At 44.4% G+C, this 20296-nt stretch carries 17 protein-coding genes; 1 reads left to right on the top strand and 16 read right to left on the bottom strand.

All coding sequences use genetic code 11. The annotated features are described in order from the left end of the window. Window positions 1-232 (top strand): hypothetical protein (locus F6K46_RS14715; protein WP_293064133.1); only part of this gene is annotated, 232 nt, incomplete at its 5' end. Between the two features lie 364 nt (window positions 233-596). Here the strand turns inward: F6K46_RS14715 and F6K46_RS14710 are convergent. The 16 genes from F6K46_RS14710 to F6K46_RS14635 all read right to left on the bottom strand — a co-directional run bounded on the left by F6K46_RS14710 (window position 597) and on the right by F6K46_RS14635 (window position 20039). Continuing rightward, complete coding sequence (locus F6K46_RS14710; RefSeq protein ID WP_293064130.1) at window positions 597-2111, bottom strand: glycosyltransferase family 39 protein; 1515 nt, start codon at window positions 2109-2111, stop codon at window positions 597-599. 28 nt (window positions 2112-2139) lie between these two features. Beyond that, window positions 2140-3693 carry a glycosyltransferase family 39 protein gene (locus F6K46_RS14705; RefSeq protein WP_293064127.1) on the bottom strand — a complete coding sequence of 518 codons (1554 nt, stop codon included), beginning with the start codon at window positions 3691-3693 and terminating at the stop codon, window positions 2140-2142. A gap of 243 nt (window positions 3694-3936) precedes the next feature. Further along, window positions 3937-4506: a metal-dependent hydrolase gene (locus tag F6K46_RS14700; protein ID WP_293064124.1), complete on the bottom strand. Its 570-nt coding sequence runs from the start codon at window positions 4504-4506 to the stop codon at window positions 3937-3939. A 186-nt stretch (window positions 4507-4692) separates the two neighbouring features. Next, window positions 4693-5658 (bottom strand): lysylphosphatidylglycerol synthase transmembrane domain-containing protein, encoded by a 966-nt coding sequence (locus F6K46_RS14695; RefSeq protein WP_293064121.1) that lies wholly within the window; start codon window positions 5656-5658, stop codon window positions 4693-4695. An 11-nt stretch (window positions 5659-5669) separates the two neighbouring features. After that, on the bottom strand, window positions 5670-7022 hold the full coding sequence (locus F6K46_RS14690) for a hypothetical protein (RefSeq protein ID WP_293064118.1): 1353 nt from the start codon (window positions 7020-7022) through the stop codon (window positions 5670-5672). An 85-nt stretch (window positions 7023-7107) separates the two neighbouring features. Further along, the gene (locus F6K46_RS14685; RefSeq protein WP_293064116.1) at window positions 7108-7902 is read right to left on the bottom strand and encodes an acyltransferase; all 795 of its coding nucleotides are present in this window, start codon (window positions 7900-7902) and stop codon (window positions 7108-7110) included. Continuing rightward, a complete protein-coding gene (locus F6K46_RS14680) occupies window positions 7895-8923 on the bottom strand; it encodes a lysylphosphatidylglycerol synthase transmembrane domain-containing protein (protein WP_293064113.1) in 1029 nt (342 codons plus the stop codon). Before F6K46_RS14680 ends, F6K46_RS14685 begins: the two co-directional genes overlap by 8 nt. A gap of 246 nt (window positions 8924-9169) precedes the next feature. Continuing rightward, window positions 9170-10531 (bottom strand): Coenzyme F420 hydrogenase/dehydrogenase, beta subunit C-terminal domain, encoded by a 1362-nt coding sequence (locus F6K46_RS14675; RefSeq protein ID WP_293064110.1) that lies wholly within the window; start codon window positions 10529-10531, stop codon window positions 9170-9172. A gap of 43 nt (window positions 10532-10574) precedes the next feature. Further along, window positions 10575-11780, bottom strand: a complete 1206-nt coding sequence (locus tag F6K46_RS14670) for a polysaccharide pyruvyl transferase family protein (protein WP_293039959.1) — start codon at window positions 11778-11780, stop codon at window positions 10575-10577. A 165-nt stretch (window positions 11781-11945) separates the two neighbouring features. Continuing rightward, window positions 11946-12968 (bottom strand): NAD(P)-dependent oxidoreductase, encoded by a 1023-nt coding sequence (locus F6K46_RS14665; protein ID WP_293064107.1) that lies wholly within the window; start codon window positions 12966-12968, stop codon window positions 11946-11948. 81 nt (window positions 12969-13049) lie between these two features. Then, complete coding sequence (locus F6K46_RS14660) at window positions 13050-13778, bottom strand: class I SAM-dependent methyltransferase (protein WP_293064104.1); 729 nt, start codon at window positions 13776-13778, stop codon at window positions 13050-13052. A gap of 30 nt (window positions 13779-13808) precedes the next feature. Then, entirely contained in the window at window positions 13809-14654 is an 846-nt protein-coding gene (locus F6K46_RS14655) for a hypothetical protein (protein WP_293064101.1), read from the bottom strand. Window positions 14655-14734: 80 nt separating this feature from the next. Beyond that, window positions 14735-16504 carry a glycerol-3-phosphate dehydrogenase/oxidase gene (locus F6K46_RS14650; protein ID WP_293064091.1) on the bottom strand — a complete coding sequence of 590 codons (1770 nt, stop codon included), beginning with the start codon at window positions 16502-16504 and terminating at the stop codon, window positions 14735-14737. A gap of 11 nt (window positions 16505-16515) precedes the next feature. Then, the gene (locus F6K46_RS14645; RefSeq protein ID WP_293064079.1) at window positions 16516-17115 is read right to left on the bottom strand and encodes a glycosyltransferase family 4 protein; all 600 of its coding nucleotides are present in this window, start codon (window positions 17113-17115) and stop codon (window positions 16516-16518) included. A gap of 272 nt (window positions 17116-17387) precedes the next feature. Then, entirely contained in the window at window positions 17388-17957 is a 570-nt protein-coding gene (locus F6K46_RS14640; protein ID WP_293064076.1) for a glycosyltransferase family 4 protein, read from the bottom strand. A gap of 1059 nt (window positions 17958-19016) precedes the next feature. After that, window positions 19017-20039 carry a glycosyltransferase family 2 protein gene (locus F6K46_RS14635; RefSeq protein ID WP_293018320.1) on the bottom strand — a complete coding sequence of 341 codons (1023 nt, stop codon included), beginning with the start codon at window positions 20037-20039 and terminating at the stop codon, window positions 19017-19019. Window positions 20040-20296 lie beyond the last annotated feature (257 nt).

Raw genomic sequence — 20296 nt, 5'->3', positions numbered from 1 at the left:
CCTGGCTCATACTGCTGCGGTTGCGCCTGTCGAGTCCTTCGGTTTTTTCTCTCAAAACACTGCTACAGGACAGCTTGGGTTAAAAAACTCTTCCCCATTCTATCGTCTTTCTATAAGAGCCGCACCCAATTTAATTAGCATTTCATTAGCGATCGCAAACGTTCAAAAATCTCAAACCCTAGAGCAGCCAAGTAATTTGAGGGATAGTAACAATTTTTTACGAGCAGCTTGACAAATTGCACCTAACCTGAAATTGTTTCCAAGGAATTGGGTTCAGTTGGAAAGTCGCCCATTAGACTCCAACTGATTGAAAATACTAAACTCCCCAAAGATGACAGCCTTTACGATTAGTATCTTTACATCCCCTGTTGCTCAAAAAATATAGTTTTTTCATTGTGTTTACAGGCTTGTAAGTGCTGTTTTATAATTCTATATTGAATACTCTTTATCTGTACAATCTCTAGATTAGGGTGATAAATTATTCTAAATATCATTCTTGAATTAATTGGACTTTGAGTAATTTCAGGAAATTGCGATCGCTAAAAATCGGCAATAACTACTTTTAGGCTAACTTTAATACACAACTGCGGCGAAGTCTACTCGTCAGAGGTTTGATCAGCAGAACGTGGTTTAAGCAGAAAGATTTCTATTCCATCAATGGGTTTCTCTCGGGTTTGAATCTGAAATTGCTCTTTAACAACAGACCGAAATAGTTTCGACGACTTGACGTAAACTAGCCATAAACGAGATTGGGTTGGGGGCAAACTGCTAACCCAACCTTCTATCGCTTGCTGATCGTTTTTTCTAACCGATGGCGGGAGTACATCCTTAATCTCAATAGTCGTAGAGCCATGATAGTAATGATTCAATGCCACAGGTATTCTCTGACCAATGGACCAAACAATCACATCACCCGGTTCTTCTTTGGTCGCAATGGTTTCCACTAAACCACGCCAATTTTCTCGATCCAGCACGGTATAGTAACGCTTTAGCCCACCACCAACCGCAATGGCATAGATCAGGGCTATCACCAACGCACCAATACGCCATCGACGCCAAATACCGATCCCAGCGGCTGCTAACAGAATGAATAGGTATGGGGCTGCTAACAGTAGGTAACGATTGACCCAAAGAGAGCGAGAGACTTGGGACACTGAAAAGAACAGAACTAAGGGTAAAAACGCCCAAGCCGCAATCCAAGCCAGCTTACCTGAGCGTGGTTTGTTGAATAGGACAACACCTAGCAAACAGGTCAACATGACAGAGTAGGCATTGTAAAACCAGTAGATGGCATTGGAATTGGCTCGACCAAAGGGCCAAGCTGTAAAGCGACCTGGCTGCATGATCACATCCAGTACACCAGGACTAGTGCGTCCACCGAGATCAGGAACTGATGTACCAGGTACTTTTACACCTCCCATAAATTTGCTGCTTTTAGTTACTAGGGGAAACACCCATGGCAGCCATAAAATACCAATCAGTAACAGTCCTACCCCGAAACGGAACAAAACACGTGGTTGATTGCGATACTTCCAGCCAAACACAACTATGTCTGGGAGCAACAGGGCGACGTTAAGGGGTGTGGTGATAATTGCCAAGAATCGCAGAGCAGCCCATCCCAATAGTAAGGGAGTAGTTGGACGTTCTAGGGCGTGGGTTAAGATCAGTGTGCCAGCAACACCAAAGAATGTACTCGGTGCGTACATCCGGACTTCTTGGGCATGATGGATAAACAGGGGTGAGAGGGCAACAATTAGGGCAGCAATTAAGCCAGTGGACTCTCCGATTAAGCGCCGACCAAGCCGATAGGTAATAAAGACAGTACCAATACTAAACACAACGCACAATCCCCGCAGCCAAGTATCACTACTGCTAACTATCATCCAGACCCGTAAAAAGATGTGATAGAGGGGGCGTGTACTATTAAAGACTTGCTCTAGGTGCTTGGCACGATGAATACTAATGAGTTCATCCACCCATAGGCTTTCTGTACCAAGTTGATAGAGGTATAATCCAGTCGCTAATACTAAGATTAAGGTAATGGGAATCCATTGTTTGAACCAATTTCCTCCCTCTAGGAGCGCTGCTGTTTTGTGGTTGTTGGCGTTCATGCTACCTCAATAATCACAGCCCTAGAGCTTAGACCGATCTTGATTCGTTGTTGATATCAGTAGAATTGGGAGAATTGGGTATGACCAGAAATAGATGCATTAAATCATTTTGTCTATAAAAGTTCTCGTTAGTAAATGCTTGGTGTGTTTCGAGGTCAAAATGTTCTTTGAAAACAGTGCGAAACTTTTCTTCGTCAAAACCTGTGCCGCAAACTAGCCACAGTCGCGAGGGAATAGGTGGCAAGTTATTTAGTGCTTCCTCTACGTCAGGCTTTTTGACTCGATCAGAAGGACAAAGTTTCTTGAGAGAATAGATCGGGGCATCTCCACTATAGTAATGACCAAGCGCTGAGGTCATTTTTGGGGAACCTATGGATAACACAATGGTATCACCAGGTTTTTCACCAATGCTAATTGTTTGCGCTACACTTCGCCAATCTTGGCGATCCTGCACAGTGTAGTAACGTGCTAGCCCACTGCTAACGGTAATGGCATAGATAATTGCTACTGCGATCGCAAAAATCCGTTTCCAACGCCACAATCCCATCAAGCCAGCGGCCAGAATAATCAAAATGTATGGGGATAAAAACAGTATGTAACGGTCTATCCATAATCGTTTAGACACTAAAAAAATCATCCCTGACGGTATAAACGCCCAAGCAGCAATCCAACACAGGCGTGGTTTGTGGTTTTTGTGGATGATGGCAATACCGACCAAGCCAGCTAATAGTAGACTGTAGGCTTGATAAAACAAGCTACTTACCTTTGATGTGGAAGGAAACGGAAAGGCAGTAAAGTTCTTTAACTTACGTAAAACATCCACAAAAGCCGGAAATGAGTGTCGAGTAGCCGATGAATCAATTTTGGCGATGGGATTAATGGCATTGCTTAGGAAGGGCAGGGTTCCAGATACTAGAGAGAACAAAGATGGTAACCACAACAGGATCACCAGCAACAGCCATTTGCCGAAAGCTAATAATGTATGGCGTTGCTTGCGAAATCGAAACCATACCAACCAGATGTCTGCGAAGAGCAGGGTGGCATTGAGTGGGGCAGTTAGGTTTACCAACAGTCGTAGGCTAGCCCACCAAGCCATTGAGGTGGTAGTAGGATTCTCAAGAGCATGCACTAGCGCTAGGGTACCCCCTAGACCGAGGCAAGTACCTAGGGTGTACATACGAACCATTTGGGCAAAATTGATGAACAGCGGCGATAGAGCCAACAGGAGGGCAGCAATCAAGCCCGTTGCTTTTCCCGCTACACGACGACCAAGCTGGTAAGTTAGAAATACACTGCCCAATCCAAACAAGACAGACAACCCCCGCAACCAAGCATCGCTGGTGCCAAACTGCATCCAGAGCCACAGGAGGATGAAATACACTGGGCGGATTAGACCCAGATGGCCTGGTAAGCGTTTGGCATCATTAACACTGTAGAGTTCATCCACCCACAGGCTTTCTGTGCCGAGTTGATAGAGGTACAACCCAGCAGCCAATAGCAAAATTAAGGCGATGGGAATCCATTGCCAAAGCCAATCTGCTTGAATAGGGGTTTCTGCTGAATTAAGTTTTTCTGCTTTCATCCACCTGACCAATTTTATCTAGAATCAATATTAAGAACCAAAGTGATCACAGCAGGGTTCATCATGGCTGGCTCAGGAAAGATAGTTGATCGCCATCAACATAGAACAATGAACCTCTTACCAACCAAAGTAAATTGGGACACACGCTTATATTAGTTATGGGTCTTATTTTAGACATTTATGCAAAATATCTATAATTCTTTCCATCACCATTACACCTGATCACCCCATCACCCTTGCCCTCTATCTTCCCAATGGTTTTCTGCGGTCACTTGTCCCAAACCCATACCATGCCAGTCCTACCAAGGGTGTAAGTACTACGATTTCCCACAGTATTCCCAAGAAGTTAGGAATACTCAAGATGGTGCGCACCATACCCAATTCTGGATTAAAATAATCAAATTTCGCAAAGATAGTAACCGGTGAAATAAAATAGTCCAAGGAAAAAGGCCAGAGTGCCTGGACTCCGAAAGGCGCTGTTGGGTCAGCTACTAGCATATCCAAGAGGATATGGCTGCCATAAACTAGAGCTGCCCAAATTCCCCACCGGAGCCGATTTAACCTCCAACGTCCCACTAGCCAAGCAACGAAGATGCCAACTACAGCGGCTACTATCAAGCTGTGGGTGGCCTGACGGTGAAAAGCTCCTGGATTTCCCAGCAGCAGCAATCCAGGCAGAATGTCTATGTCTGGCAAGTTTGTGAGCAATAGTGAACCATACAACAGCCGAGTTTGCTGATGCCAAGCTATAGGAGGGCGTGCCAGAACAAATCCACAAATACCGGCTAATGTGTGTCCTACTGGTGATGGCATTGGATTAATTTATATTTGGTAATTTATATTTGGTAATTTATATTTGGTAATTTATATTTGGTAATTTATATTTGGTAATTTATATTTGGTAATTTATATTTGCTTTGATCCTTGTTTATTAATTACCATTACACCTGACTACCTGATTACTTGATTACCCGATTACCTGATCTCAGTTAATCACCTTTACTTGCGCAAAGCGTATACAATTCCCCCCAGCAGCCCCTGAATGATCACGATTCCGTAAGCCAGCCAAGCAAAGGCAATCGCTTCGGATCTGGCAATATTGTAGCCGTAAGCCGCAAAAAAGAATACAAATGCATTCTCACGGAGACCAATGGCGTTGATCGATACAGGCAAGACCATGATCAAGGAGACTAGGGGAATGATCACAAAGAAACTAAGAAGGGGAACCGGTAAATCCAGTGCCTTGGCAATTAGGTAATAATGAGCGATGACCGTGATTTGCACCATCAGTGACAAGGCCATAGATCTAGCCAAAGCATGTTTGCGGTTGCCAAAGGCTAGGAAAGCTTTAATAATATTAATTAGCTTGTTTTGTATGTGCTTCCAAAAGGGTAGTTGGATCTTGCTAATAACCCTTGAAATCTTCTGAGATGGTATGAAAATCATTGAGACTACAAGCATAATTCCTGCGCTACCTAGCATCACCCACAGGTTAAGCAATGGTAACTGGGCGATCAATGTCTGAGAAAAAAACAGCGCCCCGAGGCCAAACAGCATTAAACCTAGTAAACCAAGGAAACGATCCAAAAACACAGTGGCTAGTGCCACTGACTTGCTCGTTCCCAACCGCCAGGCATCATAAGCCCTAACAGCATCCCCACCAATAGTGGAGGGCAAAAAATTACTGAAGAAAATGCTGACCATGTAGGACTTATACAAATAAGGGATCCTAGCTTTCACATTCTGAGCCAAAAGCAGTACCCGCCACCGATGAGCTCTGATGTAGTAACTGGCTAAGTAGATCACAAACGCTGCCATTAACTGAGGCATGTTGGCAGATCTCACAGCTAGGAAAATTTCGGGCAGATTTGTCTTGCGCAACGCCCAAGACAGTAGCACTATGGAAACGCCGCATTTAATTATCGTAAGAATCAATTTTTTCCTAGCAGCTAACCTTTTTTCCATTGTTTTTAAGTTTATGGACTGTAGTAATTCCAAGTCATCTTACTGCGGCGGTAGTGGTTTTGAGTCCATAGCCGTGGGCGATCAAGATTGGGATTTGGTTCGGGGTTGCTGTAAATGTGCAGCTGATTCCCATTGAGAACCATCACCTCTTCCCGCCAATCCCCAGATACATCAGCAACGTAAAGTCTCGCCGCCTGTTCTTTGAACCGATGGAGAAATTCTCCACTCAGGGCATCGAAAATCCCGACGTCTCCTGGTTTATGGCGCTCTTTGACAGCCACTAATTGCCTCGACTCTCCTGTCCAATCAATCGGGAAGATCACCTCTACACCTTTTTCTGTCCATCCCTTGGGAGCAACATCATCCATTTGATAGTCAGCAATCCGTTGACCTTGGGCATCAAATACAAAGGGTTTCTGGTGCTTCTGGTAACGGCTGCGGCACCACACTTCTAATCCCGGTCGTTGGGGGTCAAAATCACCAATGGCAGCATTTTGTGGTTCTTGATGCTTGTAGTGGGTTTTCCAAATTACGCGATCGCGGTTATAAAGGAAAACCCGATTGCCACCCCCCTCTTCCAGAGCTACCACCTCTAATCCTGGGATGTCTGGACGCACATCAGCCACAAACAGGGAGTCAATATGACCTTTTATGGGAATTCGCACCAGTAGCTCTCCTAATGGTGATATAATCGTCCCGCCCAAAACCTCATCTTTGCCATCTCCGTCGAGATCTGCCACCCGTGCCCCATTGTGGGCATTGGCAAGGAAATCATCTCGGGTCCACAAAGGTTTAAGGTTTTCACCTTTGAGTAGGTTGTCTAGGGGATAGGCTGCTAGATAACGACCCATACGGTATCCTTCAGCATTCGTGGTCTGAAGTAGTAAATCGCGATCGCCTTTGCCCCGGAAATTGGCTACTACTAGGTGCTCCCAACCCTCTGTACCTTCTGGAGATGGGAGTTTTATAGTTTTCTGAGTCTGTCCATTGAACCCTTCAACAATATGAAGGGTATTGTCCTTGGTTAAAAACAGAACTTCTGTCTTTTGATCTCCATCTACATCAGCTGCTTGGACACCTGGTCCATGAGTTCCAGGTAGTCCGTTTTGCTCCGACTTCCCTACCACTTGAATGTTGATCTGCTTTGCCCAGAGCTTTTTTCCAGAATGATCGTGAACTGCAATATAATCTGACTTAGTGATGATAAAATCTTGTTGGCCGTCATCGTTAATATCTGTTGTAATCAGCCCACCAATACGCCTGTCTGGAGCTGGTCCACCTACAGGAATGACTAGGGGTTCAATTTGAGAATAAGCTAAACTATTAGCCTGAGTCCTTGATTTTTCCGTGCTGGACTGACTCACACATCCCAAGTTGATAAAACTGAACAATAAAAATGCTGAAAATAGACCAAAATCCCATCTGTTTTTGCGGGATTGGTATCCTAAACTAGGGTTTTTTAGATTCTGTTGATGCATTTTGATAACTCTCCGCAAGCTCTACCTTGCGCCAGCTTCGTACCTGTGCTGGCACACCCATCGCGATCGCGTATGCTGGAATGTCTTTGGTTACTACTGCACCCGCACCGACTATTGCACCTGTACCAATAGTTACCCCATCCAAAACAATCACATGTGCTCCTAGCCAGACATCATCACCGATGTGTACACCACCCTTAGTTGCTAGTGGTTGTTGGACAATTGGGATGTCAGTACGATCAAATTGGTGACTAACACCACCTAAATAGCAACGACCAGCGAAAATGCAGTGCTGACCAATATGGACTTCGGTAGTCGAGTCAATGCGGCACTCTGCACCAATATTGGCATGGGCACCGATAAAAATAGAGCCAGCACGGGTCTTGAGTTGAGCCAAGCGACCAATTTGCACCCCATCACCAATCTCAATGCGCTCATCTTCAAAACCCCTTACGGACAGTACTGCATAGTCATCGAGTACCACATTGCTACCCAGGTGAATACGACCCGGTGCACGCAAGGTGAGGTGATGACCGAAGAGTGCATTCTTCCCCACACTACCGAATAACTGCGGGTAGAAGATGCGCCGCAGCCCTAGCCCAAGAGCACCAGGAAGTTGACCTACCAGCAGCGTCAGCAGTTCATATTGTAGAAGTCGCCCCCAACTACGATCACCTAAGACTAAATCCTGATACTTTTCTATAAACGAGCTTTTACTATCAGCTAAGACAGCGCTGAAGCGAAACTGTTCATGTTTACTAGTCATCACCATTTTCTCCGTATTTGTTCGTCACTTCCATCGGTACTCCCTCACGGATGGGGCTACCATCACTGACAAACGGATAAAGTAGACTACCAATTCCAGCATGGAACAGGGTCTTTGCTCTCAACAGCAATGCCGTTGAAAATGCTAGTGCAGGGGTAGCACCTACCAACCCAAGAGTGAAGCTGTAGGCAAACTCCATCAGACCAATACCTCCAATCGAGATTGGTAAGTTCATGATAAACAGGATTACTGGGACTGCTACGAGCATGCTGACAAAATCGATCTTGGAGCCGAAGGCAAGTGCACTAACCCAGACATTCATGACCGCTAAGAAGTAGAAAATTAGAGAATTAATTAGAGCCCCCCATAGTGCCCCTGGGTCACTCTGATAGGCCAGCACTGCTTGCCGAAATTTCTCAATCTTGGCGAAGAGTTTCTGCAGCAAGGGTACACGCCTTGCCAATAGCTTCTGGGTCAACCGGAATGGTCGTTGGTCAATAATCAACCAGCAGATCAATGCAATGCCTATTGACCCCATGGCAAGGCCAATAGTCAACCAGGGCAGGTTGAACAGATGCAGGTTGACCACTACTGCCACCATTGCTAACACGACCAGGGTGGCCAAACCAGTGAAACGTTCCACAAAGACTGAGGCTACGGCATCGGCGTAGCGTCCAGTGTAGCGCCCTAATTGATGCATGCGGACTACATCGCCCCCAATGCTGCTTGGCAGCACCAGATTGAAGAATTGACCAACCATATAGTAAGCAAACAGTCGCCAAAGATTAACTGGCAAGCCACGAGAGCGCGAAAGCATGTACCACTTGAAGGCGCTAGATAGATTAAGCAACAGCCCAAACCCAATCGATGCCAACAAAAATGGTGGTTTGACGTGAACGAAGGTGTCTAACAAATCCCGCCGTCCGTCAGCGCTGAACAGCCCTGCCTTGTGAACAACATATACTAGTAGTGCAGTTGTGCCAGCAATGCGGACAAAACGTAGTGTCGAGTTTTTCGGCATTCCAAGAGCTTGTTAAAGATTTTTCATTGGTAATTGGTAATTAGTAATTGATAATTAGTAATTGATAATTAGTAATTGGTAATTGGTTTACTATCTACTATTACCAGATTGAGGTTTTGGAGTTTTGCTCATCTATACTGATCATTAGATTTACCTTACTTACTTGATCTAAATTATTTATTGGGTATCCAAGGCTAGGTCTTGCTTTTGCCTTGGTTTGGCTTGTTTGCGTAAGCGCCCTGCAGCCTATAAGGCTTTGTAGCGCATTTTCACTGCTGTAAACACTTCCCCGAACCGTGACAAAAAGATGGCCAGCATCAACTGGCGCATCCATTTGCGCTTGGAGAAGATAAAGGTAGCCTGACGCAAACCCTCATGACGGTGGTCTTCTTGAGTTGATGGGGAAATCGGTAAATGGTACTGGGGTGCAGATAGCCCCTGGGCTTCACGCCACTGGATACCCACGAAGGCAGATACCCGTTTTTCACGGTAAAGGTAATCAAAACTGGCTTCGACTTCCTGCTTACCTAAAGGCATAGCGGTAATATAGCCCAATTCACGCATCTGTTGTAGAATCTTTTGACCACGTTCCGTGCGGCACATGACCATGCTTGTACCTTCCGGGTGTAGGTACTCGCCATCCTCACCGCGCACCCAGAAGTCGGAAACTGAAATATCCGCAAACTCAGCACTATAGTCAGGACACATCAGGCAACGCTGGGGTGTATAGAGATGGTAGAGGTAATTATAGGCACCATCCTTGTAATCAAACCTGTGCAGGTCGAGGCGCTGACCATCAAGGGTTTCGATCTGAAACTTGCCAGGGAAGTTACCACCACGATAGAAGAACCGCTTGATCTTCTCTTGGGGAAGACGACGGTGGGATAGCAACTCAGTAGTACCTTCTTTTTCTAAGGTGCCGTGGCAAGCTAAGCCAATGGTGAAGATTTCCCGGCGTACCAAAGGCTTATAGACCTTCTCCAATTTGCGTAAACCCTCAATCTGACAGCCTACACCGACAAAGGCAAACTTGCCTTCCAGTTTTTTGACGTCACGTATGACTTTGGCATGGGGTACAACACAATACTTGGAGCCAGCCGTGGCGCGAATTTCTGCCTCGGTGCGGCAAATCACAGGTGTGGGTGTGATGGGATCATCGGGCTCATAACCCACAGTCAGGGCAGCATCAATTATCCCTTCTTTGACCATACCAATCAGCAGTTGGGAAACGAGTCCACCACCACTACCTTCTGCCTGCACCTGGGGATTATTAGCGAAAGTCAAAAAGGCGCTCTCGTAAATGCCACCAAGCCCCTCTGGTGGCTGCTCAACGCCGAACATTTTTTTATACTGAGCAGTGTAGTCAAACTCTATACCGGGACAAACTTTTACACAGAGTCCACAGTCAACACAGGTTTTAGTATCAATAACTGGGTATCGGTGTTCGTCAAAGGAAATGCAGTCTACAGGGCAGATGGGATCGCAAGCACCGCAGCGGGTACACAGATCCTTGGGAACCACATACAATGGCTCAGTCTGCTGCTGTTTGTGAAGTGGCAAATAGCCATCTTCAGACATGCTTAATTCTGTTGCCTTCGATTTTTTCAAATAATTTTACCTCTCTGTACTCAAAGGATGAGTAGACAATGGCTCAAGCGGTAACTTGCACCTCAGATTGCTGCCTCTGAGCCAACAATTGGCTCACCAGTTCAACGCTACTGCGGGCTTTAGCTTGCTCCCGCTGCACCAGTGGTGTCATGGCCGCTCGCGTTTCATGGCGCTGTTCCCAAGCAGACTTAATTAAATTTGTCAAGGTGTTGGTGGTTAGTTCATCAAAGTTGATCAACCAGTTGTCCTGACCAATGGTTTTCATGAAGCCTGCTGTTTTAGGGTAGGAGTTAATGGCCACTACAGGGGTGAGAACTCCTGAAGCCAAAATTACGGAATGAGTCCGCATCCCCACATGGACTTCTACCCGCTGTAGCAAGCCAGCAATTTCCTGGTAGGTGTAAGTAGCATTACTGATTACCCGGATGCGATCGCGTCGCTTGACATACTTCAAACTCTCGTTGGTAATCTTGGTATCCATCACTTGGGTGATGGTATACATAATCTCAATGTCTAATTCCTCAATCAGTCGGTCGAGAGTAGACCCGATTGCCTGCAAAAAGCGTTCGCGCCCAAAAGTCTTGTTATCCTTGCGCCAGTTATCGATGTAGGCATTGATATTGAAACCAATAGTGCCTTTCGGATTTTTGAAAAGCCCCTCTTTGCCTATGATCTCCTCCATGCGTTCTGTTGGTGGCGGGGTAGTGTTGATGGCGCAATCCGCATTGATGTAAACGTCCTGGTAATTCAGTTTCTGTTGGTCAAGCAGTTGCTTTGATTGCTGATCTCGCAGGATCAGCATTGGGCTAGCATCAAGAACTCTTTGCAAAGCATACTTGCCCAGTGATGTAGTAATTGGTCCTAGACTGGCGTTGTAAAGTGCGATCGCAATACCGCGTGCCTTACAAGCTGGGGCGATTAAGGAAATTGTGGAGAGATAGTTAAACAGTGGGTTGAGTAACTTGCGATCAAACAGAATGTTATCGGTTACTAGCACCAGATCAGCTTGCAACATTGCTCGGAAAGTTGGCAAACCAAAAATCTTAATAGCACCATTCCAAGGCATTAATCCAAGTGCCTTGAGATTGTGGTGGCCAAAATGGCGTTTGACGAAGCGTGGGTTGAGAGTTGGTACTATAAACAACGCATCGGGATGTGCTGCAGCAATATCATCGAGCAGATTGCCTAAAATAGCAGCATCTCCTGCATTGCGACCTGAAAAGTTACCGAGAACTGTAATTTTTTTCATTTTTTCCTCAATCACTACCAAATTATTACGTTTTCACGGGATGAACGATACAAATAGTTGTGCCAAGAAGTTAGGAATCAGAATACTAATCAGGATTTACTCATTCAACTTACTCATTCAGTATAACCAGCCAGTTTTCACTGATTGAATACCCATTAACCCAAATCAAAGAGATATCCATCCTTGGTCAAGATACCATTGGGCTAATTCCTTTAACCCTTCTTCATCGGAATGGACAGGCACAAACCCCAGTAAATTTATCATTTTGGCTGTGTTAAAGGAGCGGTCTTTCGTATAAAATGCTAGCCGTCTTCTATAAATAGGTGGTTCTATACCCAGGGGACGACAGATGAATTCCAAAAAATCCCCTAAGGCAAACAGTGGCGCAGCTGGCAAACTAATAAATTTAAAGGAAATTCCATAGTATTCACTAATAATAGAGACCATTTTTTGGAAAGTAATCGCCTCCTTACTGCCACAAATAAAAACTTCTCCCACTGCTTTAGGATGGGTTGATGATAGCAGAAAAAAATTGGTCAAATCATCAACATGAATTAAGTGCAGTAAGTTACTGCCATTGCCAATTATTGGTATCCACTTACGGCAAACCATTTTGAAAATTTTCAAAAACCGTTTCTCCCCAGGACCATAGATTCCTGAGGGTCGAACCACAGTGACTGGTAAGCCTTCCTTTTTAGCAAAATCTCTGATCCACAGTTCACCCTCTAGTTTGGTTTCTTGATATATATCTCCAGGATTCATTGGACAATTTTCATCACCAGGAGGATTTTCGACATGACCATGAACACCAATTGTTGAAACGTGAACAAAACGCTTAAAATCGGGTTCTTCTAAAGCGTATTTGGCTAGCAATTGTGTGCTTAAAACGTGGACATTATAGTAAACATTGTCAGCAGATTTTGCTTCTCGAAAAGGAGTTACAATATGAAATATATAGTTAACTCCTTTTATGGCTTTTTTGATTAACTCTTCATCAAAAACATCCCCTCTAATCCATTGAACTTTAAGGTCATTGAAAGGCTCAAGTTTAGAACTAGGACGTGCAATAGCGACGATATCTAAACCTTGTGCCACTAATTTACGTACAAGAACTGAACCTGTAAACCCTGTAGCTCCAGTCACTAAGACGCGACTGCCAGTTGGGAGTTTGAATTGAGGATCTTCCATATTCTAATTTCTGAGCTAACCTAAAAAATATTGGATTTTCACCAAGCAAGTTTATACAATTAATTTTAATCGGCATCTGGCTTAAGTCTTGGTAAGCTTTAAAATTACTGGTGAACCAAACAAATTAGTCAAGCCTGAGAGTCGAGCTAACTTCTCCATAAATGAAGATAAGCTAGGAGATTTTAAAGCACGATGCAGTACCATAGGCACAAAGAATTGAGGATAGCGCTCAGCTTTGCTCAGACCAATAGATTTAAAAAATTCTAGAAGCTCATGTTCTTTATAACAGACAAACTCTCGTGTATTTCCTTCCAACCCTTTCTTGAACTTAAATAGATAGGGGGCAATAGCATTGACGCTCCTCACTGTCGGATAATCTAGGATGACGGCTTGCTTTGCTACTCGATTTAGTTCTGTTAAAAAAGACTGCCATTGAGTTACATGAGCCAGGAATCGGTAGCTGATCACAACATCAAACGCTTCGTCTGGGTAAGGGAGATCCAAAACATTCCCAACCTTGAAGGAACAAAGATTAGCATCAAGAAAATTCTGAATCCTACCCTTACAGACATCCGCACTACCAAGCACAGTTAGTTGATAACCATTTTGAATCAGAGCCCCTGTGAGTTGACCATGTCCTCCTCCCACATCAAGGATGGTGGCTTTAGGATAAGGAGTCAGCATTTTCAAGGTTGCGTCTTCCTGGACTTTCAGTAGCCAAGCCCCAATTTCCCCGGCAAAACGGGAGGCATAATCCTCAGAAGATGTTTCGATATCGGCTGTTTCGGGAAAATCACCTGTAGAAACCACTGTTAAATTCCTTTAGTCATTTGTTTATTTTTAATTGCTATTTTTTCTAGACCGAATTGCTAATTGGTTACGAATAAATCGCCAGGGGTTTTCTAGAGAACCATAGGCCTGAATAGGTGTCATAGGATTCAGTAGCATTTCCTTGATATCTTTTCCTGGTTCTTCATTACTCAAGCAACCCTGGATAGTAAATCCAAAACTGCCAGGACGACAAGATTCAGAAGCCAATGGAAGTGGATCGCTTCCTGGTAAGATCCGCCATCCTTTTTTCTCTGCTTGTGTAAACAAAACTGGTCGTGACCAGAATACAGGACGTCCAGCATTGTCTCCTAGAAAAAGCTTGGGAAAATTATTGTCTTCCAAGAGCTTATATAATAATTTTCCCCGATGTCCGATCCATTTACCAACTCCCCAGGGGAGTATAGGGATTCCCCCCGCAGACAGAATTGCTTTAATGGTTACGTCTAAGGGTAAACCATCTTCAAGGTTTTGGTCAGTGATCAACGCTAATACTTCCAGGTTTTCCGCTGTCACAATTTGGCGACCAGCAATTAAGAACATTCCTTGGCCTAAGGCGTTACAGGTATATAAAGATAAATCTTCCTGGGTACGGTGGAATATCCAAGGTTTTCCCTGGCTTACCCTAGACTGATTAGTGTTTTGAGCTAAATCTGCTAACTTATTATACCATTTTTGATGCTCTATTTCTGTCAACAATAATACAGCCTTAAAATTTTCTCCATCACCTGCTTGACCAGAAAATTGCTGGAAATTTTCCCAAGCTGAGGTTAGCAGTTGATCGATATCAAAACAGTCATGAAGGTGAACATGACTATCAATTAGGATTAATTGATGGTTTTGAGCGGTAGCTACCATGGATTTCTGTTATAATTTCCCTGATTTCCATAAACTGGTGCTGCTTCCAGCAGATTCAGCTAAAATCTTGGACCAAAACCTCAACGGATCTTCTGGGCTAAACTTACCGGACCGTTAAGGGTTTCAATTCCAATACTTTTCTCCTGACTTAATACACCTCCAACATTAAAAATGTGATTAACCTTGTGTAACTCTAGCTCTATTTGTGACCGACTCCATCCTAGCTCCGCCCCCATCACCTCAGCACAGGTTCTGAGCGCCTCGTTTCCGGGATGACCAGCACTACCCAGTTCTGTCCGCCGGAACACCACATCACCTAATGTTTGAGCCATTTCCTCAACAACCCCATACAAGACTTCAGCTTTGAGTACAGCTAAATCATCAGTAGGTGCAGAGGAGTAATCTGATAGTTGCTCCAAATATAGCAGTACATTTTGATAGGCACTACCGTAGTTATAAACGAGGTAGCGCATTACCTCCTCCCCCAATCCATAGGGTTGCTTAAAGATTTCCGTCTGCAAAAACACTTCAAATTGTTCGATCTGTCCACCGTAAATTGGTGTAACTGATGACAGGGACTTGGGAGGCTTTTGGCCCCATGACCGAAATACCTGGTCAACGACTTTCTCAGCCACATCTCTGGCAGTGGTATATTTCACTCCAACCACGGAGATCAATCCTGGAAATTCTTCTTTGGCGTGATCGACGATTTGATAGTGTTTAGCCAGTTGTGGCAATCCTGTCTCAGTGATGCCAGTTCTAGGAAGCAAGCCACCATGGACGAAGGCGACATCGGCTTGGTTGAGTTTAACCGATGGCCATGCTTGGTTGATGTCATCGAGTAGGTCTTGAATATCCTGTTCAGTAATGTTGAAGTTATCCGGGTCTTGATCCCAAACAGCATATGATGTACCGACCAGGGATTTACCACGCCAGGGCGCAATAAATAGTAAGCGAGACCCCTTGTTAACTATGGCATCGGAGTCACGATAGGAGTATGGCGTGGAAATACCCACAGCATAGCTTTGGCAGAGGGGACGGCGAATCACCAGGTTCATGGCTTTGGCAAGGGGAACTCTGGGTTGCTGCTGGGGTTGCTGCTGGGGTTGCTGCTGGGGTTGGTTTAGTAAACTCAATACCCGATTTATCCATGGTCCGCTGGTGTTGACCACAGTCTTGGCGCGGATGTCGAATTGATTCCCAGTTAACACATCTTGCCCCTGAATACCCGTAACCCGATTTCCAGCTTGGAGAAATCCAGTAACTTCTACGTAGTTAGCCACCACTGTCCCAGCTTGCTCAGCTGAGCGTAGAAAAGAGAGGGTCAACCGTTCAGAGTTGTAGACCTGAGCATCATAAAAGACTGCTGCTCCAGTTAGCCCTTCCTGGGGAATTCCTGGAAGCAGCTGCTGACACTCTTGCTTAGAGATTACCCGACCATTGGATATGTGTTTTTGGGGATCGAGTTGGCGATTGCGATCGCAACTGATCAGGTCATTGATAGCAAGTGCCACAGATAGCACTTCTTTTCCCTTCATGCCATGGCCGTAGGTGGGAATCAATACTGGTAATGGATGAACTAAGTGAGGCGCAATCCGCATTAAACTGGTGCGTTCATGAATGGATTCACGCATCCTTTTAAGGTCAGCATGCTGGAGATACCGTAATCCTCCGTGGATAGTCTTCAAACTATTAGCAGAGGTAGCGCCACCGAAATCAGCTTTTTCTACCAAGGCTACTGACAATCCCCTGAGGGTTGCTTCCCAAGCTACGCAAGCTCCATAGATCCCACCACCGATGACTAATAGATCGTAAGAGTTTCTGGTTAACTCTACTAGGTTCCTTCTCATTACTTGTCTGGTTAGGCGGTATGCTCTACTAACTCGTGATGTAGCCAATCATAAAGACTGTTTAATTTTTGCCGAAAAGCCGCATAAGTATGCCTTTTTTCAATCAATTTTTTGCCAGCACTGCCCAGCCTTAGTCGTAGCTTTTCATCAACGATTAGATCAAGCATTCCCTCCGCGAAAGCTTTGGCATCTGGGCTCTTCAGCATAGCAACGTGATTGTCTAGCAACTGAGTATGAGTTGCTAAATCTGTTGCTAACAAGACTTTGCCGCTATCGAGATAGGAGTAGAGTTTCATCGGGGTATTTTTACCCTTAGTTCTCGGGGAGACTAAAATATCAGCTTGCTCCAGATAGATAGCCAGATGATCAACTGGTTTCGGTCCTAAAAAATGGACATGTTGTTCCATGCCAAGACAGTGAGACTTATTCGTGTATTTCCGAATGTCGTCCGCTTCTCCACCAATAATGACTAAGTCCGCCTGATCAGTGTGCTCAAGGCTCAAGGCGAAGCTGTCTAGAAGTAGGTCAATCCCCTGATAAGTCTCCAGATTGCCTACATACATCAGGAGTACATTACGGATTCCTAGCTCACGTCTCAAATTACTATACATAGTTACACCAATTTAGTTGAATCTTGAAGTTGAATCTTGAAGTTGAATCTTGAAGTTGAATCTTGAAGTTGAATCTTGAAGCAAAAGTTTACACAAACCTGCACATTTTTACTCTACTTATCTTTCCTTACAAAATAATACGTATTCTTAGGGTATCCAAACACTAGGTTATGTTCATCATGAACAATTCTTAGTAAATTTATTTTCCTCCAATTATAAAGTCTGGAGGTTTTCAAGGTTTAGTCTAACTTTAAATACTTTTTAGTAATTTTTTAAAGATTAGAATTAAGCAACGATATATCTGGAATAACTACAGTTTTCCTGGGCTTGTACTTTTGAATATCTGCTGCCAAAGCATCGCAAACTGAAACCACAACTTTGGCATTCTTCACAGCCATTCCTTCAAAAAAGTTGAATATTGACGAAAAAATATGTAGCAAAGGATACTTTTCAATCATTTGTTGGGCTATAGATGAATCCATGTCATAGATATAGGGAATCTTACACAGGATTTTTAGCCCTAAACCGATAAAGACGGATTCTTCTCCAGCATGAACCAAATCGTAGCGTTTCTTAGTCACTAGGCGAATTACAGCAAGCAACATGAAAACATCACAGACGATTTTCTTCCAGGAGAAGCCTGGTCGTATATTCCGAACCCAAGGAAGCTTAGGGGTTCGGTATATCTTGATATTTTCATAATTGATGTCACGCCCTTCAGGATAAGTCACGACATCAACTTTGTCTCCCCGTTCAGAAAGCACTTTCAAGACCAGGTTGACTGCGATGGGTGTGCCACGATTCTGATAAAACGGATGAGGAGCGAGCAATAGAATGTTCATCCTACTGACATTTCGTTGATCATAGGAGACTGGTTTATTATCCCAGACAGTCCATTTATCCCTGCTGCTTTTGACCTCAAGCCGATCTCTAAGCCGATTAGTTTTGCTCGTTAAATACACGTTTATCTTCCCCTATATATAAAGCACTCTGATCAAGAGCGCCCCATTTCAAAGCCATATTTATGGAAACTTCACTATTGCTTAGTAAGTTTCCGGTAAAGTTTAATAGAAGTTCACAATAACCTGTGGTTAATTTCAGCGATTACTAACAGCCCTCACTTAGCCATAATTTACGACTTAAGGGTAAGCACAGATACCAAGGGATTCAAGCATTATTTAACTAGAAACTAAAACTGCTCCTAATTTATTCCCTGAGGAAGAGCCCTACTGCCCAAAGTAAGCATCCAGCAGCTAAGGCACTAGCTGTTTAATGCTGAGTGCTAATAGCTGATTTATAAGTATCTATATACTTATCGGCCGAAGCTGCAACTATTATGCTGAAAACTTTCAATACGAGTAAGCATTCAGCGGTCAGCGGTCAGCCGTGAGCTTTTAGCTCACCCTACGCCAACAGCGGTCAGCCGTGAGCTTTTAGCTCACGCTACGGGAACAGTGGTCAGCTTATTTTATTCAAAAGCACCGATCTAGTAGCGTGGCACAGGCTTCGACCCATCGGATCTAACCCATAAGCATTCAGCTGATAGCTATTAGCTGAATGCTGATACCTTACTGCACAACTAAGTGTTATGCAGAACTGGTTTGACTCAATTTTTTATCAAAAAAAATTTTAATTTAATTAAAACCTAGAGATATTATCCAAATCAACGGTTAATCTGGCTCTTACTGAAATCTTGATGATTAACTTCATATAATCTTTAAAAATTTCCAATCTTCAAGAAATCGCCTTGGTTGGCGGCTAACCTCATATGCATTTAAATTTGAGGTCAGCATTCAGCTGTCAGCTGAATGCTGACAGCTGTTCGGTGTAGCGTGCTAGCGCATATGCTTAGGGTCATACTTTGGTTAGCCACTAACCAACTGGATTTCTAAGTGATATCACTAAGGTTGCTCAACATTAGAGGACACCACTTCTCTGACCCGATAAATCGGTCTTCCCTGAGATTCGTGGTAAGTACGCATCAGTAGTTCCCCCAGTAGACCAAGACTAAACAGTTGTACACCAGTCGAGATCAAAAGTACTGCCAAGATCAGTAAAGGCCGATCCCCGATTTCTTGATTCAGTCCTAGCTTGAGAATGGTCAGATAAGCCCCAATGATTATGCCCGTGCCTAGGGAACTCAGACCTAGTAATCCAAATACATGCATGGGTCGGGTGAGGAATTTCTTCATGAAGAAGATGGTCAACAAATCCATTAGCACCCGGAACGTTCGCCCCAGACCATACTTGCTACTACCATAGCGACGAGCATGGTGACGCACGGGTAACTCGGTAATTCTTGCCCCCTCAATAAATGCTAAGGCTGGTAAAAACCGATGTAACTCACCGTAGAGGTTCATGTCCGCTACCAATTCCGAGCGATAAGCTTTCAGAGAACAGCCATAGTCATGGAGTTTAACCCCAGTGGTGCGTGCAATCAGCCAGTTGGCAATTTTGGATGGCAGTAAGCGAGTTACAGCCGCATCCTGCCGATGTTTGCGCCAGCCACTAACCAAGTCATAGCCTTCCTCAAGTTTGACAAGCAGCATGGGAATGTCAGCTGGATCATTTTGTAGGTCACCATCTAAGGTAACAATGGCACGACCCCGAGCATAATTAAACCCAGCTGCCATGGCAGCTGTTTGACCATAGTTACGACGCAAAATTACCCCTCGCACATTAGGGCGGGAGAGGACTTGCTCCTTGAGCAGTTGGGTGGAACCATCTGTAGAGCCATCATCGACACAAATCAGCTCATAGCTGAGCTGAGTATCGGTTAAGCTGGATGCGATCGCATCAATCAGGTGGGGCAAACTCTCCACCTCATTGTAGATTGGTACCACCACTGATAGGTCTGGTGTGATGTTATTGCCAGACCAGTTCTGGGCATTTAATTGCCCTTGTTTAATTAAGGAAATTTCCATAGGATGCCCCAGGTTGAGTAATATCCAATCCGGTTTAAACTGTAAGCATATATTATTGATGGTCTACTCTAACTTTTGGGGATATGTCAAGGGATTAGGCACATTTATAGACCAAATTCATCAATCTTTTAAAGTTGAAGGTTTGTTGAAGGTTTGTTGTTCGCGTAGCGTGGCCTTTTGGCCAAGGTTGTTCGCGTAGCGTGGCCTATTGGCCAAGGTTAAATGTTGAAGGTAAGCTTTCAGTCATCAGGAATCAG

This window comes from Moorena sp. SIO3E8, assembly GCF_010692445.1.
GTDB lineage: Bacteria > Cyanobacteriota > Cyanobacteriia > Cyanobacteriales > Coleofasciculaceae > Moorena > Moorena bouillonii.
The sequence above is the reverse complement of the archived record's forward strand: the minus strand, read 5'-3'. Positions and strand labels throughout refer to the sequence as shown.

Excerpts from the sequence above, each read along its gene's own strand:
- F6K46_RS14710 (WP_293064130.1), bottom strand. The coding sequence starts at position 2,111 with ATGAACGCCAACAACCACAAAACAGCAGCGCTCCTAGAGGGAGGAAAT.
- F6K46_RS14705 (WP_293064127.1), bottom strand. The coding sequence starts at position 3,693 with ATGAAAGCAGAAAAACTTAATTCAGCAGAAACCCCTATTCAAGCAGAT.
- F6K46_RS14700 (WP_293064124.1), bottom strand. The coding sequence starts at position 4,506 with ATGCCATCACCAGTAGGACACACATTAGCCGGTATTTGTGGATTTGTT.
- F6K46_RS14695 (WP_293064121.1), bottom strand. The coding sequence starts at position 5,658 with ATGGAAAAAAGGTTAGCTGCTAGGAAAAAATTGATTCTTACGATAATT.
- F6K46_RS14685 (WP_293064116.1), bottom strand. The coding sequence starts at position 7,902 with ATGACTAGTAAACATGAACAGTTTCGCTTCAGCGCTGTCTTAGCTGAT.
- F6K46_RS14680 (WP_293064113.1), bottom strand. The coding sequence starts at position 8,923 with ATGCCGAAAAACTCGACACTACGTTTTGTCCGCATTGCTGGCACAACT.
- F6K46_RS14670 (WP_293039959.1), bottom strand. The coding sequence starts at position 11,780 with ATGAAAAAAATTACAGTTCTCGGTAACTTTTCAGGTCGCAATGCAGGA.
- F6K46_RS14665 (WP_293064107.1), bottom strand. The coding sequence starts at position 12,968 with ATGGAAGATCCTCAATTCAAACTCCCAACTGGCAGTCGCGTCTTAGTG.
- F6K46_RS14655 (WP_293064101.1), bottom strand. The coding sequence starts at position 14,654 with ATGGTAGCTACCGCTCAAAACCATCAATTAATCCTAATTGATAGTCAT.
- F6K46_RS14650 (WP_293064091.1), bottom strand. The coding sequence starts at position 16,504 with ATGAGAAGGAACCTAGTAGAGTTAACCAGAAACTCTTACGATCTATTA.
- F6K46_RS14645 (WP_293064079.1), bottom strand. The coding sequence starts at position 17,115 with ATGTATAGTAATTTGAGACGTGAGCTAGGAATCCGTAATGTACTCCTG.
- F6K46_RS14640 (WP_293064076.1), bottom strand. The coding sequence starts at position 17,957 with ATGAACATTCTATTGCTCGCTCCTCATCCGTTTTATCAGAATCGTGGC.
- F6K46_RS14635 (WP_293018320.1), bottom strand. The coding sequence starts at position 20,039 with ATGGAAATTTCCTTAATTAAACAAGGGCAATTAAATGCCCAGAACTGG.